A 26,791-nucleotide genomic window follows, 5' to 3' on the forward strand; every position below is an offset into this window, starting at 1 on the left:
GAAGGGATCTGGTTGAAAGTTCATTCAACACCGTGTATAGTAATGCGAGTTGCGGTTGTAGCTCAGTTGGTAGAGCACCACCTTGCCAAGGTGGATGTCGCGAGTTCAAGTCTCGTCAACCGCTCTCACGAAAACAACTCGTTTTCGCATCTCAGGCTTAGGTCTGAGCGTGTGGTGAGGTGGTCGAGTGGTTAGGCAACGGTCTGCAAAACCGTGTACGCGGGTTCGAGTCCCGTCCTCACCTCCACGCGCGATTGGCGCAGCGGTAGCGCACTTCCTTGACATGGAAGGGGTCACTGGTTCGATCCCAGTATCGCGCACGCATGGTATGCGGGCATTGTGGCCACTGGTTCTCACCAGTGACCACTCCAGGAAATTTTTATTTCCTCGCCAGCTCGGAAAATTTCCTTCCGTCTAGTTCGATCCCAGTATCGCGCACACAGAAAAGCTCCCTAGCTCTACGCTGGGGGGCTTTTTCGTGCACCCGCAGAATCTGGCGGGGGAGGGGGAGAGAAGCAGGGACCAGGTTCTTCAAGCCCCTACAGCTCACCATCAAGTAATAAACGCCTGCCCCAGGGGGCTTTTAGGTAGACTGAGCTGATAAATCCCCCAACTAAAGGACCCCACCATGCGCCGACACCTGCTCTCATTTCTCTGCCTATCTGCCCTAGCCCTAGCAGGGTGCGGGGCGCAGGAAGGCAACCCCCAGGTGCCAGGGCAGGGCGGGGCGGACGCAACCACCCAGCAGGGCGCACAGACCCAGGTGACCACAGACGAGGGTGCACAGGCCAGCCGTGCAGGGGCCCTAACCGCCTCAGCAGCCGGTGGTGCCTGCGGTGAGAACGACTGTGTTTCCCTGCTCTTTACCGGGGACTTCCTCATGCACAATATGCTCTGGGCTCAGGCTAAAGCCGATGCGGCCGCCCAAGGTAAAGACGGTATGGACTTTGGCCCCCTCATGGCAGAACAAAAAGCCTATATTGAACGGGCTGATCTTGCTGTTTGTCAGATGGAAACCCCCGTCAGCGCCCCCGATGAGCAGCCTTCTGGCTACCCGGCTTTTAACGTGCCCCCGCAGATTCTCACGGCCGCCGCTGAGGCTGGCTGGGATGTCTGCATGACCGCCTCTAACCACTCCATTGATAGGGGAACTGCTGGGTTGGAGCGAACCTACCGGGCTGTTGAGGCCGCCGGTATGGGCGTCACCGGCACCAACCTCACTGAAGAAGAGGCAAGCCAGCCCGATATTTTTACTACCGAAAACGGGGCTAAGGTTGCTATTATCACCGGAACTTATGGTCTCAACGGCAACCTGCCAGAGGCTGACTGGCAGGTCGATATGCTCGACACTGAGACCATGATTGCCAAGGCAACCCGTGCCCGCCAGCAGGGTGCTGACCTGGTAATTGCTAATATCCACGCCGGTGATGAGTATGTGCATGAGCCTAACGCCCAGCAGGTAGAGGTGGCCCATGCACTGGTTGATTCAGGTGAATTTGACATGATTGTGGGCCAGCACGCCCACGCTGTGCAGCCTATCGAAAACTATCAGGGCACCTGGATTGTTTACGGCATGGGGAATAACCTCACCGAGCTTTCACCCACCTATGTGGCTAATAATGAGGGCATCATGGTTAACCCCATTTTTGAGCGGGACGCGGACGGCAACTGGCAGGTGCGCGATTTGCGGTGGGTTTCTAGCACTATCGTTGATACCCCGGCCTACCGTTACTGCGTTACCTCCCCCAGCCGTCCTGAGAGTAACTGCCTTGATGAGGGTTACGCCCAGCAGTCTAATGCCCGGGTTCAGCAGATTGTTGAGTCTATGGGGGCTGCTGAGGCTGGGGCCCGCCAGTGGGACTAGGGTAAGCGGTCTAACCCCTTGGGCCTCTCGTGCGATAGGGGCCTGGTGCGTATAATCGATAGAGCGCCCGGTAAGCTGTGAAGGCTTGGCGCTTTTCGATTTTCCCCCGACGTCAGGACGAGCGCGTGACCACACCCATGCTAGCGTCAGCAACCGACCACGGTCGCATGTACGCGCGCACACTGGGTGGGGAGCTACTTGTTCCTTCTATTACCACGGTGATTGGGCAGCAGGCTCATGACCTTTCAGGCTGGCACGGCTATATGGCTGCTAGGGCTGCCCTTGAAGATCAGCGTTCCTACCGGGCCTCTAGCTCAGCGGGGCTTAAATTTGCGGTCATTCGGGACGCTGCTGCCGCCTCAGAACGCTACCGTGATGCAGCGGCGGCGCGGGGCGATCGCGTCCATAACTATGCTGAGCAGGTGGCCCTGCGCGCTATGGGCCAGCCCCACGAAGTAGAAGGGCACCGGGAGAATCTCATTGCCCATGGGGAACAGGCCTATGCTGACCGGTTTGATGAGTGGTGGGACCTCTACCGGCCCCAACCGTTGGCTACTGAGGTCACGATCTGGAACGAGACTGTTGGCTACGCTGGCACCCTCGATTTAGTGGCTGATATTGCCGGGCACACCTGCATTATCGACTACAAGACTAAGGGCACCGACCGTAAAGGCAGGGTTAAACCCCTTGACGATAAGGTTGTGATGCAACTGGTGGCCGGGGTCAAGGCAGAAGAAGCCCTCATTGATGCTGAACATGGCAGCTGGGAGCCCTGGAAGCATGGGGGTGCCAGTATTCTGATGGGCGTTGCCCTGGGAGAAACTCAGGTGGTGCCGCAACAGGCCAACCCTCAGGTGCTTGAACGTAACTGGTACAAGTTTTGTGCCCTCAAACGGGTCTGGGATCTTAACCGTGACCTCTCAGAAACCCCTGAAGATTCCCTGATGCCGGTGGTGCCGCCCCCGCTAGCTGCCGGTACAGATGTTCCTGACGCGGCGGCGTCCTAACCTCACTGACGAGAAAGAGAAGCATGACTATTTTGCCCATTCGCACCGTAGGCGACCCTGTGCTGCGTACCAAGTGCGACGACATCACCGTATTCGATGCTGACCTTGAAAAACTGGTGGCTGACATGCTTGAAACCATGCATGACGTTGAGGGTGTTGGTCTTGCCGGGCCCCAGGTGGGTATTTCTAAGCGAATCTTTACTTTCGGCAATATTGATGGCCGGGAGGGGCACATCATTAACCCCGTGCTTGAGGTGGGGGAAGAACCCCAGGAGGGCGGTGAAGGCTGCCTGTCTGTGCCGGGCTTATCTGCTGCTACTCCGCGTAAGAAGTGGGCCCGTGTGACCGGGGTGAACTGTAAGGGTGAGCCTGTGGTCTATGAGGGTGAGGGGCTTTTTGCTCGTATGCTTCAGCACGAAACTGACCACCTTGAGGGCATGATGTATATCGACCGGGTTGAGGGTGAAGATAAGAAGAATATTTGGCGTAAGATCCGTCAGGCGGACTATAACCAGGTAGCTGCTGCGGTGCAGGGGGAGCGCGCTGCAAAGACTTCCTCTGGTTTTGGTGCCTTGGGTGGTTCCTTCGGTGCGGTAGGCACCCAGCCGGGCGGGGCTCAGCAGACTGCCGCTCAAAAACGTACCGCTCAAAAGCCTGGTGCTTTTGGTATCTAAACCTGCTGGTTTGTTGACGTGTAATGGAAAGGCGAAGCATGAAGGTTCTCTACGCTGGCACCCCTGAGGTTGCCGTGGCACCCCTGAACGGTTTACTAGAGGCAGGCTATGAGGTGGTGGGGGTTCTGACCCGTGAGGACGCTCCCGTCGGGCGTAAGCGGGTGCTTACTGCCTCCCCGGTGGCAGCCCGTGCCCAGGAGCTGGGTCTGCCTATTATCAAGGCTAACCGCTGGTCTGATGAGGTTGCGGACGCTGTCGCCTACCTGGGTGCCGATATTGCGGCGGTGGTGGCTTTTGGCGTCCTTTTGCCGCAAAGTGCCCTGGATTTGCTGCCCTTAGGGTGGATTAACCTGCATTTTTCTCAGCTTCCTGCTTGGCGTGGGGCTGCACCTGTGCAGCGGGCCCTGATGGCAGGGGAGAAGGAGATTTTCTCTAACACTTTCCGCATTGATGCCGGGTTAGATACTGGCCCGGTCTTCCGCTCAGAATCAGCTGTGGTGGGGGAGCTGGACACTGCCGGGGATATGCTGCACCGCCTGGCTTCAACCGGTGGGGCTCTGCTGGCTGCAACCTTTGACGATATTGCGGCCGGGGCTACCGGTACTGTACAAACCGGCCCAGCTAGCCATGCCGCTAAGCTCACTATTGCTGACGGTAAGGTTGATTTCGCTCGCCCTGCTGCTGATATTATCGCCCAGTTGCGCGGGGTGACTCCTGAGCCTGGTGCCTGGGCAGAACTTGATGGTGCCCGCTTCAAACTGGGTATGGTCAAGGCCCTGGATGCTGAGCCTGTGGGGGAGCCTGGCACTCTCTTTTGGGCTGGTAAGAAAGTGGCTGTCACCTGCGCTGATGGTGCCCTCGAACTGACCCAGGTGCAACCTGCGGGTAAGAAAATGATGAATGCCGCCGACTGGGCGCGCGGTCAGGGTGCGGCCCTGGCAGAACAGAAAGTGGTGCTGGTATGAGCATGAATGCAGGCGGACACGGCACAGGCGGGCGCCCTCACGGCGGTAAGGGCCGTGCCGGGGCGAATAAATCTGGTGCTAACCGGGCTGGCCAAGGCCGAAGTGGGGCCCGTAAGCGTGATGACCGCCCCCAGCAGGGGCAGGGCGGGGGAACCCCCAATCCCCGCGGTTCACGTGGGAACCGCAACCCCGGTGGTGAGCCTGAGGCTAAGCGCGGCGGTGGGGGAGAGACCCGCCGTAACGCCAAGGGGCATGAGCGTAACCGCAAATCGGTCAAAGATAGGGCTTTTTCGGCTTCTGCTCCTTCCCAGCGTGCCCGCACCGCAGATAGTGCCCGTGCTGTTGCCTTTGAGGTGCTGAGTGCTGTTGCCTTAGAGGACTCCTACGCTAACCTGGTGCTCCCCAAGGCTATTCGTGCTGCCCGGCTTGATGCCCGCGACGCTGGTTTTGCCACTGAGCTCACCTACGGCACCTTGCGGAACCAGGGCACCTATGATGCGATTTTGGCTCATTGTGTGGACCGCCCGGTAGAGAAGATTGGTACCAAGATTCTGCTGGTGCTACGCCTGGGCGTGCACCAGCTGCTGGCCATGCGGGTGCCTGACCATGCGGCACTCAACCAGACGGTTGCTCTGGCTCGTGCCGCTATTGGAACTGGCCCGGCTAACTTTGTGAACGCTGTGTTGCGCAGGGTTTCTGAGCACACCCCGGAGAGCTGGTATGCCCTCATCGCTGAAGAGGCCCCCGACGAGCTGACCCGCCTGGCTTTGGAGAAGTCTCACCCTGCTTGGGTGGTTCGTTCTTTCCGCCAGGCCCTGGCAGCGCACGGGCGTACCCCCGGTGAGGTTGAGGCTCTGCTGGATGCTGATAATCTCTCGCCCGTGGTGAACCTGGTGGCTCTACCCGGTGTGGGTAACCTGGATGAGGCTTACGCCGCAGGTGCTAAGGACGGCCCGCTGGTAGAAGGCTCAGCTCTCTACTCGGCAGGAGATTTGGCCCGGCTCGAATCGGTGCGTGATGGTGTGGTTCGTGCCCAGGACGCCGGCTCCCAGCTGGTTGCCCGGGCTCTGGCTGCTGCTCCGCTTGAGGGCAGCGACAGCAACTGGCTTGACCTGTGTGCTGGCCCCGGTGGTAAGGCTGCCCTGCTGGGTGCCCTGGGTGTACAGCGCGGTGCCCGCCTGCTGGCTAATGAGGCTGCTGAGCACCGGGCCGAACTGGTACGCCGCTCCTTGGCCCCGCTACCGGCGGGCTCTTACTCGGTGGTCGCTGGGGACGGGCGCCAGATTGCCCGCACCCTGGCTGAGGGGAAGAACCTGCCTGAGAGCATGCCTGCTGGTGTGCTCTTTGACCGTGTGATGGTTGATGTTCCTTGCTCTGGCCTGGGCGCATTACGCCGCCGCCCTGAGGCCCGCTGGCGCAAGAGCCCCCGCGATATTGCTGAGTTGCTGCCTCTACAGCTTGAGCTCTTTACAGCTGCTGCTTCGGTCACCCGCCCCGGCGGCCTGATTGCCTATGTGACTTGTTCACCGCACACGGCAGAAACCCAGAGCATTGTGCACGATATTCTCCGGAAGGTCGATGTGACCTTGTTGGATTCCGGGGCCGCCTTACGGGCAGTTGCCCGGGTCGATGAGTTGGGTGCCTCCGTCCTGGCCGGTGACCGTGACCCGGCCTTCACCCCGGAAGCCCCTAAGGGGGTAACCCTAGCTGATGGGGCGAGTACCGCTCAGCTTTGGCCGCATGTTCACGGCACTGATGCCATGTTCTTCGCCCTTTTCCGTAAGAACTAGCTATCGCGAAGCCTAGCTAGAACAGCGGGCATTGGGCTTGAGCTAATAGAGCCTGAAAAAAGAAACGGTGTGCCCCAAGAAAAGGGGCACACCGTTTTATTGTGTCGAGCGCTCAACTGGTGCACTCAACTGGTGGCCAGTGGTAGGGCTGGGCTGATTAGAGAACCATAGCCGCTACCCACCCAGCAATCAGCAGGGGGATGTTGTAGTGGATGAAGGTGGGAATCACTGAATCACGGATGTGATCGTGCTGCCCATCAACATTCAAACCAGCGGTGGGGCCCAGGGTAGAATCTGAGGCCGGTGAACCGGCATCACCCAGGGCACCAGCGGTACCGATGATAGAAACAGTGGCCAGGGGTGAGAACCCTAGGGCCAGGCAGAGGGGCACATAGATGGTGGTGATAATGGGCAGGGTTGAGAAGGAAGAACCAATACCCATGGTCACCAGAAGACCAACAACGAGCATGGCCATAGCTGCAACGGACTGGTTACCAGCAAAGAGGTCTGAGACGGTGGTGACCAATGGGTCAACGTCCCCGGTGGCGTCCATAACAGCGGCAAAACCCTGGGCTGAAATCATGATGAAACCAATCAGCGCCATCATGCGCATACCGGCGGTAAAAACGTCGTCTGCTTCTCTCCACTTGACGGCACCGGTCACCATGAAAATGGTCAGACCCACCAGGGCACCTACGAGTAGGGAATTAGCTTCGGTGCCTATGGTTTGCATAATGACCTGCACCAGGAAGGTGGCGATGATAGCAACAATAGCGACGATAATCTTAAACCGGCTGACCTGGGTAGGTGCAATTTCTGCGGGGGTGATTTCGAACCCCTGGTAGGTGCGGGGCTTGCGGTAGCTAAAGAAGACAGCAATGAGCAAACCTGCAACCATGCCCAGGGCAGGGATGCCCATGGCCTGCATGACGTCGATGTTGCTGGTGTCCATTCCGGCGCGCTCAATATTGCCCAGCAGAATGTCGTTCAGGAAGATGGCACCGAAGCCTACAGGAACGTACATGTAGGTGGTGACCAGACCGAAGGTGAGCACACAGGCGATCAGGCGTCGATCCAGTTTGAAGCGGTTGAAGACAGCTAGCAGGGGCGGAATGATGAGCGGGATGAAGGCAATGTGAACCGGGATGAGGTTCTGGGACATAACCGACATCGCTAGAATTCCAGCTAGCAGCACCCATTTGACGGTAAATTCGATGCGCTGGTTGGCCGCCGTGCTTTCTGAGCCAACCTTGTTAATGATGCCATTGGCGATGAGCTGGGGCAGGCCCGAGCTTGAAACTGCCATGGCGAAGGCGCCGAGCAGGGCGTAGGAGAGCGCTAGCATAGCACCGCCAGAGAGGCCCTCCTGGTAGGCGACCATGGTGCCATCCAGCCCCAGCCCGCCTACAAGACCACCTACGAGAGCTCCAATAAAGAGTGCGAGGACGACGTGTACGCGTGCTGCGGAGAGGATGAGCATGACCAGGACCGCAAGCAGAACCGAGTTCATAATTTTCCTAACCTTTGAATAAATATGAGTAAATTCTAGCTTTTGAGACCTTTTCTCAGCTTGCTGAGGCTCGGATATTAAGGTGTGATAGCCCTTATGCTCTAACCGCTTTTCCGGTGGGAGTCAGTGTAAGGTGGTGGGGGAGTTGACTATGAACGGAGCGCCTATGACCTGCCTAATTAACCCTTCCATTTTGAGTGCCGATTTTTCTCGGCTGGGGGAGGAACTGGCCGCTATCTCAACTGCTGATGCCGCCCATATTGACGTGATGGACGGCCATTTTGTGCCCAACCTGACCTGGGGCTTACCGGTGGTCAAGCGTTTGAAAGAGGTCTCGCCCATTCCCTTTGATGTGCACCTGATGATTGAGGACGCTGACCGCTGGGCCCCTGCCTACGCTGAGGTGGGCTGCGAGTCGGTAACCTTCCACGCCGAGGCCGCTATCGCCCCTATTAAGCTGGCTCGTACCTTGCGTGAGAGTGGTGCTAAGGCTGGTATGGCCTTGCGCCCGGCTACCGGTGTTGAGCCTTACCTGGATATGCTCAGCGAGATTGATATGTTGCTTTTAATGACCGTTGAGCCGGGCTTTGGCGGTCAGTCCTTCCTTGATGTTACTGTGCCGAAGATTAGGCGGGCTGCTGCCGCTCTTGAGGGCTCCGGGGCTGATGTGATTTTGCAGGTCGATGGTGGTATCACTGAAGAAACTATTGTGCGTGCAGCTGAGGCTGGGGCTACTTGTTTTGTGGCTGGCTCTTCTGTCTATGGGGCCGATGATGTTGAAGCTGCTATTGCGGGCCTGCGCCGGGCTGCTGCGTCCACCCACCACCATTAGGAAGATATGACTGAGAAACTTACACCCCTTGAAGAGGCCGACCGTGAACTTGCTCGCGCCCAGGAACTGATTGCTGCCGGGCAGCTTGCTGATGCCTTACCTGCCCTTGAAACTGCTGCGGGCGGTTTTGAGAGTGCCCAGGAGATTTTTGGGCAGATTTTGGCCCTGAAAATTCTCAGTGAGGTCAAGCGGGATATGGGCCATGCTGGCCCTGCCTTGGAAGATGTGCTCCGTGCCCATGCCCTGCTAGCTGATGCTAAGCCTGATGCTGAGCAGCTACCAGATTTTGCGACTGAGGTGGGTTCTCTTCACGCTGAGCTCGGCGACTTTGAGCGCTCTAAAACCTGGTATGATCGGGGTTTGCGCGGCTATGAGGCCCAAGGCAATGCTGAGGGGCAGGCTCATAACCTGGTGGCTCTGGCAGGTCTTGCCCGGCAGGCCCCAGATGAGGCTGCGGCCCAAACCTACCTTGCCCAGGCCTATGAGCTGTATGCGTCCGGTGGGCATAAGGTTCAGCTGATGCATGTGCGTAATGCTCAGGCTCAGGGGCTGCTGGCTACCGGTGATACGGACGCTGCCCGCCCGCTCCTGACGGAGGCCCTTGATCTGGCCCAGGAGCTTGAGGATCATGCTTTCTTGGGTGAGACTTACCAGCTTCTGGCCTTGGTGACAGCCCAGGAAGGGGACGCGGACGCCGCGCAGGGCTATTTGGTGCGTTCTGCTGAGCACTATGCCGCTGCAGGGGATGCTGATAATGAGGCTTTTGTGAAGGAGTTGCTTCAGCGACTTACTGGCCGTAGTTAGCCGTAGAGCTAGCTGTAGTTAGCCTTCGGTGAGCTGCTCTTGGGCTCGTTCTGCTGCCTGCTCGTTACCCATGGAACGGTGGATGGTTGCCAGCATAGTGTAGTAGAGGGTTGCGTCCTCTGAACCTGCCACCAGGACGGGCTTGGTGAGGGTGAGTACGTTCAGAGCTTGTTTGCTCTGGCCTTCTTCTAGGAGTTTCTGGGCGCCTTTGACAGCGCGGGTGACAGCCTGCTGGGGCTTGCGTTTGACGAGGTGGGCTACGGCGCCGTGTTCCTGTTTGAAGGTGGTGTCACGTTTTTGAATGTTGGCGGGTTTTAGCTCGGTCATAGCGTTCTTTCGTGGTGCCAGGGCAGTGTGATGCCAGGGGTATTAATAGGGGTTCCACCCTAGTCTAGCGACTTTGGGTGGAACCCCTGTTTGCTTTTCTGCTCTTGTTGGGCTGGTGGCTCTTTTAGGTGAGCTCTCTGCCGCGGGTTTCAGGTAGGAGCAGGGTGGCTGCTGCGGCGGTGATGAAGGCTGCGGCGAAGACTCCAAAGAGGCCGGGGATGCCGATGTGGGGCATGAGGAAGGGCACCAGCAGCGGGGCGATGATGGAGGCTAGGCGGCCAAAACCGGCTGCGGAGCCTGTGCCTGAGCCGCGCAGGTGCACGGGGTAGAGTTCGGGGCCTACCGCGTAGAGGGCACCCCAGGCACCCAGGTTGAAGAAGGAGAGTAGGCAGCCACTGATAATGAGCATGGTGGTTTCATGGGAGGCCCCGTAGAGGGCTGCGGCTAGGGCGGAGCCGGTGAGGAAGATAGCTAGGGTGCTGCGTCGGCCCCATCGTTCAATCAGCCAGGCGCTGGCTGCGTAGCCAGGTAGCTGGGCGCAGGTCATGATTAGGGTGAAGGTGAAGGAGGTGATGAGGCTAAAGCCCTGCTGGACGAGCAGGGAGGGGATCCAGATGAAGGCACCGTAGTAGGAGAGGTTGATGCAGAACCAGATGGCCCAGAAGGCGGCGGTGCGGCGGCGTAGGGCCGGTGACCAGAGGGAAGTGGCCTTTGCTTCTGCCGTCAGCTGGCCGGTGGTTGCCGGTGGGTTTGCAGGCTGGGGGCGAGTTTTTTCTTTCAGGGCTAGGGGCTTAGAGGCTGCGAAAGAGTTGATGACTTCTTGGGCTTCTGCGGTGCGGTTTTTGCTGATGAGGTAGCGCACTGATTCTGGTAGGCCCAGGCGCACGACCAGGGCGTAGAGGGCGGGGATGCAACCGATGGCAAGGGCCCAGCGCCAGCCGTTTTCTGAGTCGCGCACAATGTAGGTTCCGATGAGTGCTGCCAGGATCCAGCCGATGGCCCAGAAGGCTTCTAGGAGAACGACCATGCGCCCGCGCACGCGCCGGGGTGAGAATTCTGCGATGTAGGTTGAGGCTACGGGCAGTTCAGCACCCAGGCCTAGGCCGATGAGGAAGCGCAGAGCCAGGAGGGCTGTGAAGGTGGTGGCCAGGGCTGAGAGGCCGGTGGCTACACCGTAGATGAGTAGGGTGATGGCGAAGATGTGGCGGCGGCCAAAGGTGTCTGAGAGTTTGCCGCCGACGGTTGCCCCGATGGCCATGCCGATGAAGCCGATGGAGGCGAGGAGGGAGGCGTCCTGGTTGGAGAGCTGCCAGTGGACGCCCAGTGCGGCGATGACGAAGGAGAGCAGGCCAACGTCCATGGCATCGAGTGACCAGCCGATTCCGGTGATGCCGAGGAGTTTGGCGTGTTTGCCGGTGAGGGGCATCTGGTCGAGTTCTTGGGTGAGCTGGTGCTCTGGGGTGGGTGTGGCTGTTGGGGGCCGGTGGGTGGGCATGGGTACCTCGGGTGCGTTTGGTCGGTGATGATAGCTGGTTATGAGGGGCCCAGCCTGTGGGTTGGGCTGACTCTAACCCCTGTTCGACTTTAGCGTGCGTGCTTCTTCTCTGGTGGGCTATGGGGTCTCTTGTCTGGTTTGTGTCAGAAAATGACTCGCCCATGAGGTGCTGAAATTCTCAGATGTGGCAAAAGTGGCTCAAAGTATGCAATATTTGAACAGTGTTCAAAAATGATATTCTTCCAGGTCAAAACCTAGTAACCCGCGACAGAAACCTCCTCTGGCACCCCTACGCCCCCCTCAACACCCGCCCCCTCTACGCCGTCACCGCCGCCCACCGCAGCACCCTCACCCTCCAAGACGAACACGGCAAAACCTACCAGGGGCTAGATGCCATGAGCTCCTGGTGGTGCCAAGTACACGGCTACACCAACCCCCACTTAGACAAGGCCCTCACCCAACAAATCCAACGATTCTCCCACGTCATGTTCGGCGGGCTAACCCACCAACCAGCCATCACCCTAGCCGAAAAACTACGCGACCTCACCCCCGCAGGGCTAGACCACATCTTCCTAGCAGACTCCGGCTCCGTCTCAGTCGAAGTAGCCCTCAAACTAGCCATCCAATACCAAAACGCCCTAGGACGCCCCCACAAAGGCCGCTTCATCGCCCTACGCGGCGGCTACCACGGCGACACCATCGGAGCCATGGGAGTCTCCGACCCCCAAGGGAGCATGCACCAAGACTTCACCCACATCGTCCAAAGCCAATACTTCCTGCCCAAACCCCCAGCAGCCACCTACAACCCCACCACCGACACCTGGTCCGTAGACCAAACCCAACAAACCGCCTGGGACCAAGCCGCCGAAGAATACATCGCCACCCAAGCCCACAAGTGCGCCGCCATCATCGTCGAACCCATCGTCCAAGGAGCCGGAGGCATGCACTTCTACCACCCCCAATGCCTCACCCGCCTCAAAACCTGGGCCGAAGAACACCAACTTCTGCTCATCTTCGACGAAATCGCAACCGGCTTCGGACGCACCGGCAAACTCTTCGCCGCCAACTGGGCCAACGTCACCCCCCACGTGATGACCGTCGGTAAAGCCATGACCGGCGGCTACATGACCCAAGGCGCCGTGATCGTCCACACCGATGTCGCCCACGTCATTAGCACCTCCAGCTACAAGGCCCTCATGCACGGGCCCACCTTCATGGGCAACCCCCTAGCAAGCGCCGTCTCATCAGCCTCCCTCGACCTACTCACCGCAGCCGTACCCACCGAAAGCCACTGGGAAACAAACGTCCCCAGGCTCTCCCAAGCCCTAGCCACCGGCCTAGAACCAGCCCGCCAACTCGAACCCGTCCACGATGTACGCACCCTCGGGGGCATCGGCGTCATCGAACTCAAAAAACCAGTCAAGACAGGAGCAATCATCCAAGCTGCCCTCGAACGCGGAGTCTGGGTCAGGCCCTTCCGCAACCTGGTCTACACCATGCCCACCTACATCAGCACCACAGAAGAACTCGCGCACCTCACCGGCGGGCTGGTAGAAGCCATCAAGGAGGTCTACCCACAATGAACCAGCCTCACGCCCTGAGCCCCCTCCTCACCCAGGCAGCCCGGGTGCGCTCGCGCAGGGGCATAGAACGTACTGCTCACCCTACTGGCCCTCTCTGGTGCGATTTGGCCTCCAACGACTACCTGGGATTATCCAAAGACCCCCGGGTCATTGAAGCTGCCCACTGCGCCCTGGGCACGTGGGGAACCTCAGCCCGCGCCTCCCGCGTCGTCACAGGCACAACCACCGCCCACCAGCAAGCAGAGGACGCCCTGGCGCAGCTTACCGGAACAGAAAGCGGGCTAGTTTTCTCTGCCGGTTACACCGCCAACTTAGCTGTCTTAGCAGCCCTTGGCCGCCCCGGAACCAGCCTGCTCATGGACGAGCATGTGCACGCCTCCTTACACGATGGGGCCCGGCTCTCGGCAGCCTCAGTGACCTTCTTTGAGCACAATAAGCTGGTGCACCTGCGCAACCTCTTAGAAGAACAGGGCGAAAAGCCCAGCATCATTGTGACTGAGGGCATTTTCTCTGTTCTCGGTGATAGCGCCCCGGTGAGGGAGCTACTAGCCCTAGCCACCGAATACCGGGCTGTGCTGGTAGTTGATGAGTCCCATTCCCTCGGTGTTCTAGGGGCAGGTGCAGGTATCTGCCGCCAGGAAGGAATCTCCGGGGCCAATAACCTGCTGATTACCAGCTCTTTAGGCAAGGCTCTAGGCTCTATGGGCGGGGTGCTACTGGGGCCCACCGAGTTCCGGGACTACTTCGTCAATACCGCCCGAACCTTCATCTTCGACACAGCCCTAGCCCCAGCCAACGCCGCCGCAGCCTACCAGGCTGCCCGCATTATCCAGGCTGAAGGCACCGACCTGACCCACCAGCTTTTCACCAAGGCCCACAAGATTAGCTCCGCCTTGAACCTGCAACAAAGCAGCGGGGCCGTGCAATCTCTACCCCTCACCGCAGGCTCACAGCAGGCAGCAAAACTAGCTGGCCAACTCGCCGCTGCCGGAGTATCGGTAGGGTGCTTCCGCCCACCGGCAGTACCCGATGGCATCAGCCGCCTACGCTTTACCGCCTGCGCTGATACAGAACAGACCACTCTGAACAAGGCTCTCGCCCTTGTGACCGAGCTTTTAGAAACCACCACCCTGTAAGGAAAATACGCAATGACAACACAACCTACCTGCCCCTTCCACCAGCTCAAAGACGACTACGGTCTCACCCAGGCCAGCACACCCCTCACCCTGGTCTCTGACCCCGAAGACGTCAAAGAAATTCTAGGGGCACCAGATACCTTCATCCCCGCCAACGCCCTGACCGCAGCAGTAGACCTGAGCCCAGCGTCCTTACGTATCTTGTTGAGCTACAAGTTTGAGCTACCACCCGTTCTGGCCAGCGCCAGTGGCAGCGCCCACCGGCAGGTGCGCTCTACCGTAGCCTCCTTCTTCTCACCGGCGCGCGTGCGGGCACAAGAAGGGGCAGTACGCTGCGCCGTCGCCCGCCGCCTTGCTACCACCAGCACAGAGCCCCAACAGATCACCCGCGCCTTTCACGAACTCTCCCACCAGGTGCCCACCATGCTCATGTGGGAACTCACCGGCGTTAAACCCGAAGTACGCCACAGCATCAACCTCGATGACCAGACCCTATGGGTGCACTCGCTAGATGCCCTCGAACTCTTCTGGGGCTGGCCTGATAGCGAGCGCCAAAAAGAACTAGCCCACAGCGTCGGACAACTCCACCGCACCCTCCGCCAGATGGTCACCCACTGCCAGGGCGACACCAGCTCCCTCTACGGCAAGCTCTTTGACCTAGGAAAAAGTGAGGCCGAGGTAGTTTCCCTGGCCTTCTTCCTAACCGTTGCCGGGCAATTTACCACCACCTTGCTCATCAACAGCATCATGTACTACGCACTGACCGGGCAAAAAGACATCACCCTCACCCAATGCGCAGATGCCGAAGAGGCTAACCTGCTGGTGCGCCGCGTCCTTGAAACCCAGTCCTCGGTTCCCACCTGGCGGCGCGTGGTCGCAGAAGAAACAACCGTAGGGGAGCACACCTACCCGGCCGACTCAGAAATACTGGTCCAACTCTCTGGACGCCCCGCTCACCCCGATAAGCCAGATACCTCCCTCTCCTTCGGGTGGGGGCTGCACCGCTGCCTCGGTGCCCTGCTGGCAGAATCTGAATCGACCTGGCTGATCAACGAGTGGGGCCGGTGGGCCCAAGAAAAGGGCCTCACCTTGCACCATGAGGGTGAACCGCAGTGGATTGACCTGCTCTCCTTCCGCTCAGCCTACGAGCTGAGCATCGGCACCGGTGAAGGGAAATAAGAATGAGCGCCGGAAAAATTATCCATATTGTTGGCACTGATACTGATGTTGGTAAGACCGTAGCAACTGCGGCCCTGGCTGCTACCCTCATCAACCAAGGTAAGACGGTTGCCCTCTATAAGCCCGCCCAAACCGGGGTGCGCCCCCAGGAGATAGGTGATGTGCAGTACGCTGCCGCACTCTCAGGGGCCACACCCTATGAGGGTGCCCGCATGCTCCACCCCATGGCACCGGTTGCTGCAGCGGCACGCGAAGGGAAAACCTTACCGCCTTTGCAAGAGCACCGGGCAAAGGTTGAAGAGCTAGCTGACCAGTACGACTATGTGCTGGTAGAGGGTGCTGGGGGAGTGACCGTAGACCTGGCTGAACCCCTAGAGACAGGGGCAGGCTATGCCAGCCAAAACCAGGCTGATTTGATAGAACTTCTACCCCCGCAGGCGCACACCTTTATCATCGCCAGGGCAGGGCTAGGAACCCTCAACCATACCGCCCTCACCCAGTCCTACCTGTACCAGCGCGGCATAAAAGCCCAGGGCATTATCATCGGCGCCTGGCCAGCCACCCCTAACGAAGTAGAAGAAAGCAACCTACAAGCCCTCACCCAGCAGGACCTGAAAGTAGTAGCTCAACTACCAGCAGGGGCAGGTAAAGGCTTTACGGTCGGTTATGACAAGGTATTACCTTTTGTTGAGCAGGAGCTGACACACTTTAGAAAAAACTCCACCCAGTGGATGGAACATGCGGTGACGGCCCTGGGTATGCCATAATTTTTGTATCAATAATTTCGTGCTCCGGGACCCGGTGAAAATCCGAACCGGCGGTGATAGTCCGCTAATCCTCAGCTCACCAGAGCCAAGGACCTGACAGGTGAAATTCCTGTACCGACAGTACAGTCTGGATGGAAGGTAGCACGAGCAAACCGTACGGTGCCACCTGGCACCTGCCCTACCCGCCAGCCTGGCCCACGTGCGTCCTCACTTCTGAACGCGCGCGGGCCAAGCCACGGCTGGGCACCCTCGATTTGTTCTCCCGGAGCCACTAGCTTTGGGAGTTTTTTCATGGAATTCTTGCGGTGGCTCTTCGACGCTCAAATAGCGATTGGTGACAACCAATCCCTACTGGTGCGCGAAGTCCTTGGCAACATTTTTGGTCTACTATCAGCCCTCGGCGGTATGCGCCGCAAAGTCTGGGCCTGGCCCATGGGCATCATCGGGAACCTACTTCTACTCACCGTCTTCCTCGGTACCCTCTTCGGCTCCACCTACGGCACCGCAAACCTCCTAGGGCAAGCCGGGCGGCAGATCATGTTCATCGCCGTCTCCATCTGGGGCTGGTACCGCTGGAACCAAACCCGCAAAGACAGCACCACCAGTCAGGCAGCAGTGATCCCCCAATGGGCTAGCGGACGCGAACGAATCTTCATGATCCTCTTCATGCTCCTAGGCACCGGCCTACTCACCCCCATCTTTCGCGCCCTCGGCTCCTACGAACCCGTATGGTCAGACGCCTGGATCTTCACCGGCTCCCTGCTGGCCACCTACGGTATGGCTAAAGGCTGGGTCGAATTTTGGCTGGTCTGGGTGGCCGTAGACATCGTCGGTGTACCCCTGCTCTGGTCAGCAGGCTACTACGCCAGCGCCTTCATGTACCTCTTCTACGGGGCCTTCACCCTCACCGGATTCTTCATCTGGTGGCGCACCCGCAACCAAGAAGCTCATAAGGTCCAAGTAGAAACTGCCTTCCCCGACCCCACTGTAGACATCCGCTAACCCATGCAAACCCTCACAGACACCCAAGCCATGGCCCTGGCTCTCACAGCCGCCTGCCATGGGGTGCGCGGAGCCAACCCTCTCGTCGGGGCAGTTATCGTCAACAGTGCCGGGCAGCACCTGGCTACCGGCTGGCACCAAGGCGCAGGCACACCCCATGCCGAAGCCCACGCCCTCGCACAAGCTCAAGCAGCCGGCATCGATGTGCGCGGGGCCCGCATGTATGTCACCCTCGAACCTTGTAACCACACCGGACGCACCGGCCCCTGCTCCCAAGCCATCGCCCAAGCAGGCATCGGCCAGGTCATCTACGCCTACTCAGATACCACAGAACACGCCGCCGGGGGAGCAGCCTACCTGCGCTCACAGGGCATAGACGTGCGCGGGGGTCTGCTAGAGAGCCAAGCCTACGACCTCAACGCCCGCTGGTTTGCAGCAGCAACTGGGCGGCGCCCTTTCATCACCGCAAAAATTGCTAGCTCCCTCGATGGCTACATTGCTGCAGCCGATGGCAGCAGTCAATGGATTACCGGGGCTGAAGCCCGCGCCGACGGGCACACCCTGCGCGCCCGGGCTGATGCCATCATGGTTGGTACCGGCACCCTAGAAGCTGATAACCCCCAGCTCACCGCGCGGACGGATGCCGGGCAGCTAGCAGAAAACCAGCCCCTGCGTGTGGTGGTCGGGGAAAGGCCCCTGCCCGCAGGTAGCCACCTGGGCCAGGCCGTCCAGGCCGGGCAAGCCCTGCACTACCGCACCCGCGACCTAGCTGAGGCCCTCACTGACCTGCACGCCAGGGGTATTAGCCACCTCATGGTAGAAGGCGGGCCCACCCTCATCACCGCCCTAATACGGGCTAACCTGGTCGATGAACTCTACTGGTACCGGGCCCCACTACTCCTCGGGGCAGGGAAACCAGCCCTGGGGGAGCTGGGAATCTCCAGCCTGAGCCAGGCAGGGCGCTGGCAGCTTGACCACCTCACCTACCACCCGGCAGTGCAAACCCTGGGGGCGGACGTCCGCACCCGGCTTGTGCCAGCAAACGAATAGAAACTCGACAAGGTGCGCCCGATAGACGCAGCCGCGTGTGACCCTCTCATGTCTCGCGCCGGGGCGCTGGACATGATTCGTGCCAGCCCCACGCCAACACGCGGGGCTGCGTCTATCGGCCTCACCATCTCACCTAAGGACCTCATGTTTACCGGAATCATTGCCGCCGTTGGCACCGTAGAATCTCTTCAACCTGTGGTGGATAGCTCAGGGCAGGCTGAATCAGCCGTCCTGACCATCAAAGCAGGCCCGCTCATTGACGACCTTGAACACGGCGGCTCCCTAGCCGTCAACGGGGTCTGCCTGACAGCCACCCGCACGCGTGAACTCGCACCGGGCTATTTTGCCGCCGACATGATGGGTGAAACCCTAGGCCGCACCAACCTGGGGCAGCTAAAACCAGGGGACCGCGTGAACCTAGAGCGTTGCATGCCAGCCGGTGGCCGTTTTGATGGGCACGTGGTCCAAGGGCACGTGGACGGGCTAGGCACCGTGGTAAAGGTAGAAGACCACGAATCCTGGCGTACCGTGCGCGTACGCGTGCCCCACGATATGGCAGCACACCTGACCGAAAAGGGCTCTATCACAGTCTCAGGGGCATCACTGACCGTTACCGCTGTCTCCCACCCGCACGCTGATACCCACTGGTTCGAGGTAGGCCTCATCCCTGCAACCTTAGAAGCCACCACCCTCGGTAAGCTAACCGCAGGCGATACCGTCAACCTCGAAACTGATGCCCTGGCTAAGTATGTGCAGCGCATCCTGGCTGTTTCAGGCTCACCAGCCGGGCTAGGTACCACCCCAGCCGGGGGCACCGGCACCTGGCAGCAGCCTACCACCGCCCTTGATTCCATCGAGCAGGCTGTGGCCCACATTGCCCAGGGCGGGGCAGTGGTTGTGGTGGATGACGAAGACCGCGAAAACGAAGGCGATATTATCTTTGCCGCCGAACACGCTACCGCCGAACTCATGGGCTTCACCATCCGCTACACCTCAGGTGTTATCTGCGCCCCCATGAGCGCCGCCCGAGCCGACACCCTGGGGCTACCACCCATGGTCGCAGTCAATGAGGACGCCAAAGGCACCGCCTACACCGTCACCTGCGACGCCCGCGAAGGGGTCACCACCGGCATCTCTGCCGCCGACCGGGCCCGCACCGTCCAGGTTCTTGCCAGCCCCACCTCAACCGCAAGGTGCCTGACCCGCCCCGGCCACGTGCTACCCCTACGGGCCGTAGACGGGGGAGCGCGCCAACGCCCCGGCCACACCGAAGCCGCCGTCGAACTCACCACCCTAGCGGGCCTCTCAGGGGTAGGCGTAATCTCAGAAATCGTCCACGACGACGGCACCATGATGCGCTTTGACGCCCTACGGGCCTTTGCCACCGAACACAAGCTGCCCATGATATCCATCGCTGACCTGGTAGCCTACCTGCAGGAGCATGAGAGTGAACGATAAAAACATTCTCACCGCTAGCAGTGAGCCGGTGCTAGTTCCCACCCCCTACGGTGTATTCGCTGTCTCTGGGTACTCCTTTGCCGATGGCACCGAACACATGCTAGCTACCGCCGTCAGCGCGGACGGGCACCCCACCACCTCCAGGGACCAAGACCAGGACCACCTCGTCCGTATCCACTCCGAATGCGCCACCGGTGACCTACTCGGCTCCTACCGCTGTGACTGCGGCCCACAACTAGAAAAAGCCCTAGCCACCGTCCAAGAACTCGGCGGGTCCGTGCTCTACCTACGCGGGCATGAGGGCCGCGGCATCGGCCTGGTCAATAAGCTACGCGCCTATGCCCTACAAGATGCCGGGGACGACACCCTCGACGCTAACCTACACCTAGGCTTCCCCGCCGACGCCAGAGACTACACCCAGGCGTCCGCCATCTTAAAAGCGGCAGGGCTCACCCGCATCCGCCTACTGACCAACAACCCGGCAAAAGCTGAAGCCCTCACCGAATTAGGCGTGCATGTAACCGGTCTTGTCCCTGATGTGATCGCCCCCCGCCCCGAAAATGAGCGCTACCTAGCTACCAAACGCGACCGCATGCGCCACATCCTCAACTAGGTACCATCTGAGCCAGAAAAACCCATCTAGTTTGTGGTCATTTCTGAATTAGCTGGTACCCACCCCGAACCCAACCCTAAGGAGAACACCATGAGCGGAGCAGGAGCACCCGCCCCCCAACTCAACCCCACCCACACTGCAGGTCTGAAAGTCGCCGTGATTGCGGCGTCCTGGCACACCCAAATCATGGACGGCCTGCTTGATGGCGCCCGCCGCGCCGCAGCGGACGCCGGTATCGAACCGACCATCGTGCGCGTACCCGGCACCTTCGAACTGCCCGTCGCCGCAGCCACCCTGGCCGACAAATACGACGCCCTGGTCGCCCTGGGCGTGGTCATTCGCGGTGGCACCCCACACTTTGAATATGTCTGTGACGCCGCCACCAGCGGCCTGACCCAGGTATCTATTAGCACTAAAACCCCCGTCGGTTTTGGCGTGCTGACCTGCGACACCGAAGAGCAAGGCATCGACCGCGCTGGCCTGCCCGGCTCCACTGAAGATAAGGGCTACGAGGCCATGGCCGCCGCCCTCGAAACAGTGGTGGCACTGCGCGGACTCTAGGCCTGTGAGCTAGAACGTGAAACCTGCCCCTGCGCGGTAACCCCGCCAGGGGCGCAAAGAGAGGTAATCTAGAGACTGTGAAGAACTTTGAAACCCTATTCGCAGAACTGACCGAGAAGGCTGAAACCCGCCCTGAGGGCTCGGGCACCGTGACGGAGCTTGACAAGGGCGTGCACTTTATCGGCAAGAAAATCGTAGAAGAAGCCGCAGAGGTCTGGATGGCCGCTGAATTCCAGTCCGACGCCGAATTCGCTGAAGAAGCTTCACAACTGATTTACCATTTGCAGTGCATGATGATCGCCAAGGGACTGACTCCCGAAGATATCTACAAGTACCTCTAAAACATCATCACCGCAAAGGAAAAACATATGCTGCGTGTTGCAGTCCCCAACAAAGGTATGCTCTCTCAGGCTGCCTCAACCATGCTCACCGAAGCCGGCTACCTCCAGCGCCGCGACTCCCGTGAACTAGTACTCGTCGACCAAGAAAATGAGGTCGAATTCTTCTACCTGCGCCCCCGTGACATCGCCGTCTACGTGGGTGAAGGCACCCTGGATGTGGGTATCACCGGCCGCGACCTGCTCATGGACTCAGGCACCCACGCCGAAGAAGCCCTCAACCTTGACTTTGCCCGCTCCACCTTCCGCCTAGCCGGGCCCGCTGGTACTTTCGCTGACCCTGCTGAGCTAGAAGGTAAGCGCATCGCCACCAGCTACAAGCGCCTGCTCACTGACTACCTGGAACGCTCCGGTATCAAGGCCTCGGTGGTGCGTCTAGACGGTGCGATTGAGTCCTCGATTCGCCTGGGTGTTGCGGACGCTATCGCCGATGTGGTCGAAACCGGCAACACCATGCGCGCTGCTGGCCTAGAACCCTTTGGTGAGCCGATTATGCGCTCTGAGGCTCTGCTCATTAAGCGCCCCGGCGTTGAAGACCACACTGGGCTGGAGCGTCTGCAGCGCCGCCTGCAAGGTGTGCTCATTGCCCGCCAGTACGTGATGATTGACTACAACGTCGAAGAAGCTAACCTTGAGGCCGCTACTAAGCTCACCCCCGGCCTGGAAGCCCCCACTATCTCCCCGCTCTCCCGTGATGGTTGGGTTGCTGTGCGCTCCATGGTGCAGCGTAAGGCCGCTAATAAGGTCATGGACTCTCTCTACGAGATTGGTGGCCGCGGTATTCTTGTGACCGCTATTCAGGCTGCCCGCCTGTAAAGTTTCTCGGCGGCGTCCTCACCCTGTCTATCTTGGGGTGGACGCCGCCGCTTTAATTTTTTAAACTCAAGGAAAGGGGGCGCACCCGTGGGTGTTGCCATTCGTGTTATTCCGTGTCTTGATGTGGACGCCGGCCGCGTGGTCAAGGGCGTCAAATTTGAGGGCCTGCGCGACGCCGGTGACCCGGTAGAACTGGCCAAACGCTATAACGCTGAGGGCGCCGATGAGCTGACCTTCCTGGATGTTACCGCCTCTTCTTCTGACCGGCAGACCACCTTTGATGTGGTCGCTTCCACCGCCGAGCAGGTCTTTATCCCGCTGACCGTGGGAGGGGGAGTGCGCACCGCTGAAGACGTTGACCGCCTGCTGCGCACCGGCGCCGATAAGGCCTCTATCAATACTGCGGCGATTGCCCGCCCTGAGGTGATCAACGAGATTACCGAGCGGTTTGGCTCCCAGGTTTTGGTGCTCTCTGCCGATGCCAAGAAGTCGGATGCCACCCCTTCTGGCTATGAGGTGACCACCCACGGCGGGCGTACTTCCACCGGCCTTGATCTGCTGGAGTGGGCTGCGGAGGCCGCTGAGCGTGGGGTGGGGGAGATCCTGCTGAACTCCATTGATGCCGACGGCACTAAGGCCGGTTTTGATTTGCCCATGATTCGTGCGGTGCGCTCCGTTGTGTCGGTGCCCCTGATTGCTTCGGGCGGCGCGGGCGCCGCCGAGCACTTCCCACCCGCTATCGAGGCCGGGGCGGACGCTGTGCTGGCCGCTTCCATCTTCCACTTCGGCGAAGTAAGCATCGGAGAAGTGAAGGACGCCATCCGCGCGGCTGGGTACGAAGTGCGGTAGGGGAAGACAAGTAAGACACACCAGGCTCACGCTCGCTGCCGACCCTCTCGCCGGTTCGCTAGCGCTCACAGGCGATTCACGCCAGCCCCGCGCCAGCAGCTTCGCTGTGAGCCTGGTTTGCCTTACCTCTGCCAGCCAAATTTCGAAAATAAAACCTGCATCCGTTTAGCGTCTATTAAGAATATAAATACCCTTTGGCTGATAGAAAAACTCCATCATGGTGGTGAAAGCCAAGCAGATACCCTCTTGCTGAGGCGTACGTAATTCCGTATTATTGGGGTATGACTACGATTTCAGTAACTAATGCCCGTAGCGATCTCTACCAGTTGGTTGACCAGGTCAACGCTGACTCGCACCCTGTCACCATTGCAGGAAAGCGAGGTAACGCTGTGTTAATTGGCGAAGATGATTGGCTGGCTATCCAAGAAACTCTATACCTCAGCTCTATCCCTGAAATCCGAGAAAGTATCCAGCAGGCTCGCAAGGAGCCTCTGAGCGAAGGCAGCACGGAGCTTCCTTGGTGAGCTGGAAACTGATTTACTCCAAGCAAGCGCAAAAGGATGCACTCAAACTTAAACGTTCTGGCTTACAACCTAAGGCTCAGAAGCTGCTAGAGGTAATTGCTGAAAACCCTTGGCAGAACCCTCCACGCTACGAAAAACTCGTTGGAGACATGGCGGGCTTGTATTCCAGACGAATCAACGTTCAGCACAGACTTGTGTATGACGTGTTCGAAGAGGAACACACCATCCATGTGCTAAAGATGTGGACCCACTACGAGTAAACCGTACAGAGCCCATCTAGCAGTTTATATCGAGCATGAACTCGACAAACTGCTCAGCTGGCATCTTGCGCATATGTACAACTTGATCTATGGCGTTCTATCCCAGACTCCTTCATCCTAAAAAACTTGATTTACTTGCTGTTGTGCCTGTCGTGGTTATAGAGGGTGCTCGTACAGTGGGGAAGACAATCTTGATGAACTAGCTGGATCACGGGGGGCACTCCCCGTCTGACGGCGGATTTCGTTCGCTCTTGTGTGCTCGCGCGCTCACACTCGCTCACTTCATCGAGCCAACAGCTTCGCTGTGAGCCTGGCTTGCCTTACCTCTCCCAGCTAACTTTCGAAAATAAAACTTACATGGTTTTAGCGCTTCTCTGTAGCTAGACGGCTAAATGCTTTTTCAAGGTCTTTGATGGGCAGGCTGTTGTGGAGAGACTTTGCCTGGAAAGCATAGATACTCCGCTTTGCGTCTGTTAGCCCATCTGTGCCACGCGTATGTTCGGTGCGTGAGCGACGAGTTGTAGCTTTGTTACTGGTCTTTAGTACCTTTTTAGCTTTTCTGACTGCTGTTTTTACTCTATTTCTGGGAAGAGGGCTGGTAGTCCTGGGCCATGTCGAGAACTGCCTTGGCCTGGTACTTCCCGCCCGTCATTGAGATCGGCGCGGAAGCCTAGTGTGCAGCTATAATTTTCCACTTCGGCGAAGTAAGCATTGGGGAAGTGAAGGACGCCATCCGCGCGGCTGGGTACGAGGTGCGGTAGGAAAGCACCGTACTTTTAACAACTTGTACATTCGATGTACAAAATTTTGTACATCGAATGTACAATTTGACCTATGACCTTCTATACCAGATTCCTTGAGCCCAAGATACTTGACTTACTTTCTGTTGCGCCTGTCGTAATTATCGAAGGCGCTCGCGCTGTGGGGAAGACAAGCTTGGTGAATAAACTAGTTCATGAGGGGTACCTCAAGGCAGTTTATTCCATGGCTGATACCGGTCTGCGAGCAGTGGTTGAGGCTGATACAGTGGGTTGGCTCCGTGGTTTAGAGTGGCCCTGCGCAATCGACGAAGCTCAGCTGGTCCCTGAGCTGCCGGTTGCTGTGAAACAGGTTCTCGATGAGAACCAGGACTCAATTCGTCTGGTTCTTACCGGTTCTTCAAGCATCGGGCAAAGCGGCTTTGGCGGCACTGACCCTCTGGCACGCAGGGCTTTACGAGTATCATTAGAGCCTTTGAGTGAGGCAGAAATCAGCTCTCCCCATCAGCAGCCGTGGTCTGTGATAGATGCACTATTTGATGCACATCCGATTACAGGGGAACAAGTACAACCTCTGGATATTGAATCTGATGCGATTGTTCTAGGAGGTATGCCCCAGTATCGTCGGTTTGCTGGTTATTCAGCGACCTCTACTTTAGGGCTGGCTATTGACGAGGGTATAAGAAGCATCTTAACTCAGCGGGTAAAGCCAGGTGAGTCGTTTGATCAGGTGCGTGCACACGAGATTTTGGCTTATGTTTTAAGGCACCCTGCTTCAGAGCTAAATATCTCTGAAATGGGCAGAGAACTCTCAATGGATCGCCGCACAGTTGATTCTTATCTCGACGCTCTCGAAAAACGTTTCTTAATCTATGAGGTTCCTAACCTACACCGGGCTTCAAAGAGGTCTCTGCGGTCTTCAGCTAAGTTTTTCCCCGCAGATGTGGCTTTATCCGCCCGGTCTTTGGTGAGTACGAGTGATGCACAGTTAGTTGATGCAGATGTACGAGGGCGCCTGGTCGAGACGCTGGTCATGCAGCAGGTACGCGCCCATGCTGGATGGGCTGAGCGTAGTGTGGAGATATTCCATTGGCGACAGCGGATTAAGAACAAGGACGTTGAGGTCGATGTAGTCTTGCGTGATTCTGCGGGCTCTCTCATTGCTGTGGAAGTGAAAGCTTCTGCGCGTGTAAAACCTGAATTCTTGAAGGGGCTAAAGGCCTTTCAAGAATTGTATGGTGACAGGGTAGCTCGGGGTTTCGTCGTTTGTAATGTGGCTCAGCCTGTGCCTTTAGGTGAGAACATATGGGCACTTCCCTTGGCCGCCTTATGGGACGCTAGTTTGTGGCAGGGGCTGATGAACAGAGCGCGCGCAACTGCGATTGAGCCACGGGCAGAGCTTGAGCCCTCTAAGAACACTGGCGATGTTGACCTGCGTGTCGTTGCTAGTTTCGCTGCGGCTGATGGGGGCTCTGCGTTAGCAGGGAATATTCGTGGCTTTGCTGAAGACGTTGCTGATGCTGTTGAGGGCCTATCTGGTTTGAATGTTGAGCTCATCTTTGATGATGATTCGACAGGCCTGGCCGATACCTTTGGGGCGGACGCTGACGAGCAGCTACCTCATGTTGGCTTGGCTTTGGTGACGCCTCGCTGGGTAAAGCAAATAAGTGACTTGTCTGTGTTAGACAGTAAGAACGTTGTGCCGGTTCTGTGGATTGCTAACTCTAAGATTCCAGAGGAACAGAGTAGGGCTGTCCTTGATTTAACGGATGTGCGTCGTGCAGATCGTGATTCTGCACAGTACCGCCTGGGTGTGGAGCAGGTGGCGGAGAGCTTGCTCTCTAAGATGTCCCACAATCTCTAGTGGCTCAGCTCCTCCACCTTTGTGGAATATTAGTTATTCCAGATTTCTAATTCTTGCCAGTTGCCAGGAAAACCCATGTTACGTTCGGCAGTAATAAGCGGTTCAGATAGCTCTTTCAAATATATTTGGGGTAGCTTTTTAACCTGTGTTTTGAACGTGTTGTGCCAATTAGTTCCAGATTCATGGCATCTAAGCATGTGGGCAAGTAAGACACACGGCATGTAAACTTTGTCGGCTGGGAGCGTCTTATCTATATGCTTTAGATATATTTTGAAGTAAGAGTTTGGAGGAACAGATACATTTCTCTTCATGCTCTTATTGAAAACTCTTGCGCCATGAGCGCAGTCGTTTCTTAAATCCATGATTGCAAGTAGCCAGGAGCCAAACTTGGTGCCTTGTCGAACCCCGAACTTTCTTGCCACATCATTTTGGTCTTCTACCTTCATCAAAAGATAAAAGTGAATTAGGGTTCCAAAGGACAAAATTTCTAGTGCTGCCCACACAGGAATTTCTGTCTTGTAGACAAGAGTATGGTGCGCTATGAAATCGTCATTATTTTTGGATTTTTTAGCGCTCTCGTACTGAGCTTTCCAAGCCTCAAACTTGGTTGTTTTATCTCGAGAAGAAGTAGAGGCTTATTCAAAAGTCCCACCCGCAGCCAAAAACACCAACCCCCGCACCACCGCAAACACCCGCCCATACAAC

The 26,791-nt window shown here is 58.2% G+C and carries 25 protein-coding genes, 3 tRNA genes, 1 pseudogene and 1 riboswitch; of the genes and pseudogenes, 25 read left to right on the forward strand and 4 right to left on the reverse strand.

From position 1 onward, the window contains the following. Window positions 1–51: 51 nt before the first annotated feature. From ACEE09_RS05505 to ACEE09_RS05540, 8 genes are all read left to right on the forward strand, one after another. Window positions 52–124 (forward strand) — tRNA-Gly (locus tag ACEE09_RS05505). Window positions 125–173: 49 nt separating this feature from the next. Then, window positions 174–247: transfer RNA gene (locus ACEE09_RS05510), tRNA-Cys, on the forward strand. A 1-nt stretch (window position 248) separates the two neighbouring features. Next, window positions 249–320 (forward strand) — tRNA-Val (locus tag ACEE09_RS05515). Window positions 321–628: 308 nt separating this feature from the next. Then, entirely contained in the window at window positions 629–1,864 is a 1,236-nt protein-coding gene (locus ACEE09_RS05520) for a CapA family protein (RefSeq protein WP_449082804.1), read from the forward strand. Window positions 1,865–1,989: 125 nt separating this feature from the next. Further along, complete coding sequence (locus tag ACEE09_RS05525; protein ID WP_449082854.1) at window positions 1,990–2,871, forward strand: cytochrome; 882 nt, start codon at window positions 1,990–1,992, stop codon at window positions 2,869–2,871. A gap of 23 nt (window positions 2,872–2,894) precedes the next feature. Beyond that, window positions 2,895–3,545 (forward strand): peptide deformylase, encoded by a 651-nt coding sequence (gene def, locus ACEE09_RS05530; RefSeq protein WP_449082805.1) that lies wholly within the window; start codon window positions 2,895–2,897, stop codon window positions 3,543–3,545. A gap of 38 nt (window positions 3,546–3,583) precedes the next feature. Then, window positions 3,584–4,510 (forward strand): methionyl-tRNA formyltransferase, encoded by a 927-nt coding sequence (locus tag ACEE09_RS05535; protein ID WP_449082807.1) that lies wholly within the window; start codon window positions 3,584–3,586, stop codon window positions 4,508–4,510. Next, window positions 4,507–6,300 carry a transcription antitermination factor NusB gene (locus ACEE09_RS05540; protein WP_449082809.1) on the forward strand — a complete coding sequence of 598 codons (1,794 nt, stop codon included), beginning with the start codon at window positions 4,507–4,509 and terminating at the stop codon, window positions 6,298–6,300. The genes ACEE09_RS05535 and ACEE09_RS05540 overlap by 4 nt, the downstream gene beginning before the upstream one ends. A 157-nt stretch (window positions 6,301–6,457) precedes the next feature. On the opposite strand, the gene ACEE09_RS05545 is transcribed toward ACEE09_RS05540, so the two are convergent. Next, window positions 6,458–7,810, reverse strand: a complete 1,353-nt coding sequence (locus ACEE09_RS05545; protein WP_449082810.1) for a Na+/H+ antiporter family protein — start codon at window positions 7,808–7,810, stop codon at window positions 6,458–6,460. A 166-nt stretch (window positions 7,811–7,976) separates the two neighbouring features. Here ACEE09_RS05545 and rpe point away from each other — a divergent pair, with 166 nt between their 5' ends. Together rpe and ACEE09_RS05555 are read left to right on the forward strand one after the other, a co-directional pair. Next, window positions 7,977–8,642, forward strand: coding sequence for a ribulose-phosphate 3-epimerase (gene rpe / locus ACEE09_RS05550; protein WP_449082855.1), 666 nt, complete (start codon window positions 7,977–7,979; stop codon window positions 8,640–8,642). A gap of 6 nt (window positions 8,643–8,648) precedes the next feature. After that, the gene (locus tag ACEE09_RS05555) at window positions 8,649–9,446 is read left to right on the forward strand and encodes a hypothetical protein (RefSeq protein WP_449082812.1); all 798 of its coding nucleotides are present in this window, start codon (window positions 8,649–8,651) and stop codon (window positions 9,444–9,446) included. A gap of 18 nt (window positions 9,447–9,464) precedes the next feature. On the opposite strand, the gene ACEE09_RS05560 is transcribed toward ACEE09_RS05555, so the two are convergent. Continuing rightward, window positions 9,465–9,773: a hypothetical protein gene (locus ACEE09_RS05560; RefSeq protein ID WP_449082814.1), complete on the reverse strand. Its 309-nt coding sequence runs from the start codon at window positions 9,771–9,773 to the stop codon at window positions 9,465–9,467. Between the two features lie 124 nt (window positions 9,774–9,897). Beyond that, window positions 9,898–11,268, reverse strand: coding sequence for an MFS transporter (locus ACEE09_RS05565; protein ID WP_449082816.1), 1,371 nt, complete (start codon window positions 11,266–11,268; stop codon window positions 9,898–9,900). 221 nt (window positions 11,269–11,489) lie between these two features. Between ACEE09_RS05565 and bioA the strand changes: the two genes are divergently transcribed. The 15 genes from bioA (at window position 11,490) to ACEE09_RS05640 (ending at window position 26,086) form a co-directional block, all read left to right on the forward strand. Next, window positions 11,490–12,851, forward strand: coding sequence for an adenosylmethionine--8-amino-7-oxononanoate transaminase (gene bioA / locus ACEE09_RS05570; protein WP_449082818.1), 1,362 nt, complete (start codon window positions 11,490–11,492; stop codon window positions 12,849–12,851). After that, window positions 12,848–13,987 (forward strand): aminotransferase class I/II-fold pyridoxal phosphate-dependent enzyme, encoded by a 1,140-nt coding sequence (locus ACEE09_RS05575; protein WP_449082819.1) that lies wholly within the window; start codon window positions 12,848–12,850, stop codon window positions 13,985–13,987. The genes bioA and ACEE09_RS05575 overlap by 4 nt, the downstream gene beginning before the upstream one ends. Window positions 13,988–13,999: 12 nt before the next feature. Further along, complete coding sequence (locus ACEE09_RS05580) at window positions 14,000–15,166, forward strand: cytochrome P450 (RefSeq protein WP_449082821.1); 1,167 nt, start codon at window positions 14,000–14,002, stop codon at window positions 15,164–15,166. A gap of 2 nt (window positions 15,167–15,168) precedes the next feature. After that, window positions 15,169–15,933 (forward strand): dethiobiotin synthase, encoded by a 765-nt coding sequence (bioD, locus tag ACEE09_RS05585; protein ID WP_449082823.1) that lies wholly within the window; start codon window positions 15,169–15,171, stop codon window positions 15,931–15,933. Window positions 15,934–15,949: 16 nt separating this feature from the next. Continuing rightward, a riboswitch (FMN riboswitch) is annotated at window positions 15,950–16,081 on the forward strand. 143 nt (window positions 16,082–16,224) lie between these two features. After that, complete coding sequence (pnuC, locus tag ACEE09_RS05590) at window positions 16,225–16,935, forward strand: nicotinamide riboside transporter PnuC (protein ID WP_449082825.1); 711 nt, start codon at window positions 16,225–16,227, stop codon at window positions 16,933–16,935. A gap of 3 nt (window positions 16,936–16,938) precedes the next feature. Next, window positions 16,939–17,985 (forward strand): bifunctional diaminohydroxyphosphoribosylaminopyrimidine deaminase/5-amino-6-(5-phosphoribosylamino)uracil reductase RibD, encoded by a 1,047-nt coding sequence (gene ribD / locus ACEE09_RS05595; protein WP_449082827.1) that lies wholly within the window; start codon window positions 16,939–16,941, stop codon window positions 17,983–17,985. A gap of 144 nt (window positions 17,986–18,129) precedes the next feature. Then, the gene (gene ribB / locus ACEE09_RS05600) at window positions 18,130–19,443 is read left to right on the forward strand and encodes a 3,4-dihydroxy-2-butanone-4-phosphate synthase (protein WP_449082857.1); all 1,314 of its coding nucleotides are present in this window, start codon (window positions 18,130–18,132) and stop codon (window positions 19,441–19,443) included. Beyond that, on the forward strand, window positions 19,433–20,056 hold the full coding sequence (locus ACEE09_RS05605) for a GTP cyclohydrolase II (protein WP_449082829.1): 624 nt from the start codon (window positions 19,433–19,435) through the stop codon (window positions 20,054–20,056). The genes ribB and ACEE09_RS05605 overlap by 11 nt, the downstream gene beginning before the upstream one ends. 90 nt (window positions 20,057–20,146) lie before the next feature. Continuing rightward, the gene (ribH, locus tag ACEE09_RS05610; protein WP_449082830.1) at window positions 20,147–20,617 is read left to right on the forward strand and encodes a 6,7-dimethyl-8-ribityllumazine synthase; all 471 of its coding nucleotides are present in this window, start codon (window positions 20,147–20,149) and stop codon (window positions 20,615–20,617) included. A 77-nt stretch (window positions 20,618–20,694) separates the two neighbouring features. Then, a complete protein-coding gene (locus ACEE09_RS05615; protein ID WP_449082832.1) occupies window positions 20,695–20,958 on the forward strand; it encodes a phosphoribosyl-ATP diphosphatase in 264 nt (87 codons plus the stop codon). A gap of 27 nt (window positions 20,959–20,985) precedes the next feature. Continuing rightward, a complete protein-coding gene (hisG, locus tag ACEE09_RS05620; protein WP_449082834.1) occupies window positions 20,986–21,831 on the forward strand; it encodes an ATP phosphoribosyltransferase in 846 nt (281 codons plus the stop codon). A gap of 87 nt (window positions 21,832–21,918) precedes the next feature. After that, window positions 21,919–22,680 carry an imidazole glycerol phosphate synthase subunit HisF gene (gene hisF / locus ACEE09_RS05625; RefSeq protein WP_449082836.1) on the forward strand — a complete coding sequence of 254 codons (762 nt, stop codon included), beginning with the start codon at window positions 21,919–21,921 and terminating at the stop codon, window positions 22,678–22,680. 281 nt (window positions 22,681–22,961) lie between these two features. Continuing rightward, the gene (locus tag ACEE09_RS05630) at window positions 22,962–23,204 is read left to right on the forward strand and encodes a type II toxin-antitoxin system Phd/YefM family antitoxin (protein WP_449082838.1); all 243 of its coding nucleotides are present in this window, start codon (window positions 22,962–22,964) and stop codon (window positions 23,202–23,204) included. Next, a complete protein-coding gene (locus tag ACEE09_RS05635) occupies window positions 23,201–23,464 on the forward strand; it encodes a Txe/YoeB family addiction module toxin (RefSeq protein ID WP_449082840.1) in 264 nt (87 codons plus the stop codon). The genes ACEE09_RS05630 and ACEE09_RS05635 overlap by 4 nt, the downstream gene beginning before the upstream one ends. Window positions 23,465–24,298: 834 nt before the next feature. Then, window positions 24,299–26,086, forward strand: coding sequence for an ATP-binding protein (locus ACEE09_RS05640; protein WP_449082842.1), 1,788 nt, complete (start codon window positions 24,299–24,301; stop codon window positions 26,084–26,086). A gap of 29 nt (window positions 26,087–26,115) precedes the next feature. On the opposite strand, the pseudogene ACEE09_RS05645 reads toward ACEE09_RS05640, so the two are convergent. Then, window positions 26,116–26,694, reverse strand: a pseudogene (locus ACEE09_RS05645) (Abi family protein); the annotation flags it as partial. Window positions 26,695–26,791 lie beyond the last annotated feature (97 nt).

It is taken from the genome of Rothia sp. 88186D007BW (assembly GCF_053544215.1).

Coding starts and splice junctions, on each gene's coding strand:
- ribB (WP_449082857.1), top strand. CDS start 18,130: ATGTTTACCGGAATCATTGCCGCCGTTGGCACCGTAGAATCTCTTCAA.
- bioD (WP_449082823.1), top strand. CDS start 15,169: ATGAGCGCCGGAAAAATTATCCATATTGTTGGCACTGATACTGATGTT.
- ACEE09_RS05555 (WP_449082812.1), top strand. CDS start 8,649: ATGACTGAGAAACTTACACCCCTTGAAGAGGCCGACCGTGAACTTGCT.
- rpe (WP_449082855.1), top strand. CDS start 7,977: ATGACCTGCCTAATTAACCCTTCCATTTTGAGTGCCGATTTTTCTCGG.
- ACEE09_RS05545 (WP_449082810.1), bottom strand. CDS start 7,810: ATGAACTCGGTTCTGCTTGCGGTCCTGGTCATGCTCATCCTCTCCGCA.
- hisG (WP_449082834.1), top strand. CDS start 20,986: ATGCTGCGTGTTGCAGTCCCCAACAAAGGTATGCTCTCTCAGGCTGCC.
- ACEE09_RS05575 (WP_449082819.1), top strand. CDS start 12,848: ATGAACCAGCCTCACGCCCTGAGCCCCCTCCTCACCCAGGCAGCCCGG.
- ACEE09_RS05640 (WP_449082842.1), top strand. CDS start 24,299: ATGACCTTCTATACCAGATTCCTTGAGCCCAAGATACTTGACTTACTT.
- ACEE09_RS05535 (WP_449082807.1), top strand. CDS start 3,584: ATGAAGGTTCTCTACGCTGGCACCCCTGAGGTTGCCGTGGCACCCCTG.
- ribH (WP_449082830.1), top strand. CDS start 20,147: ATGAGCGGAGCAGGAGCACCCGCCCCCCAACTCAACCCCACCCACACT.
- ACEE09_RS05560 (WP_449082814.1), bottom strand. CDS start 9,773: ATGACCGAGCTAAAACCCGCCAACATTCAAAAACGTGACACCACCTTC.
- ACEE09_RS05520 (WP_449082804.1), top strand. CDS start 629: ATGCGCCGACACCTGCTCTCATTTCTCTGCCTATCTGCCCTAGCCCTA.
- ACEE09_RS05540 (WP_449082809.1), top strand. CDS start 4,507: ATGAGCATGAATGCAGGCGGACACGGCACAGGCGGGCGCCCTCACGGC.
- ribD (WP_449082827.1), top strand. CDS start 16,939: ATGCAAACCCTCACAGACACCCAAGCCATGGCCCTGGCTCTCACAGCC.
- def (WP_449082805.1), top strand. CDS start 2,895: ATGACTATTTTGCCCATTCGCACCGTAGGCGACCCTGTGCTGCGTACC.
- ACEE09_RS05565 (WP_449082816.1), bottom strand. CDS start 11,268: ATGCCCACCCACCGGCCCCCAACAGCCACACCCACCCCAGAGCACCAG.
- ACEE09_RS05630 (WP_449082838.1), top strand. CDS start 22,962: ATGACTACGATTTCAGTAACTAATGCCCGTAGCGATCTCTACCAGTTG.
- ACEE09_RS05580 (WP_449082821.1), top strand. CDS start 14,000: ATGACAACACAACCTACCTGCCCCTTCCACCAGCTCAAAGACGACTAC.
- pnuC (WP_449082825.1), top strand. CDS start 16,225: ATGGAATTCTTGCGGTGGCTCTTCGACGCTCAAATAGCGATTGGTGAC.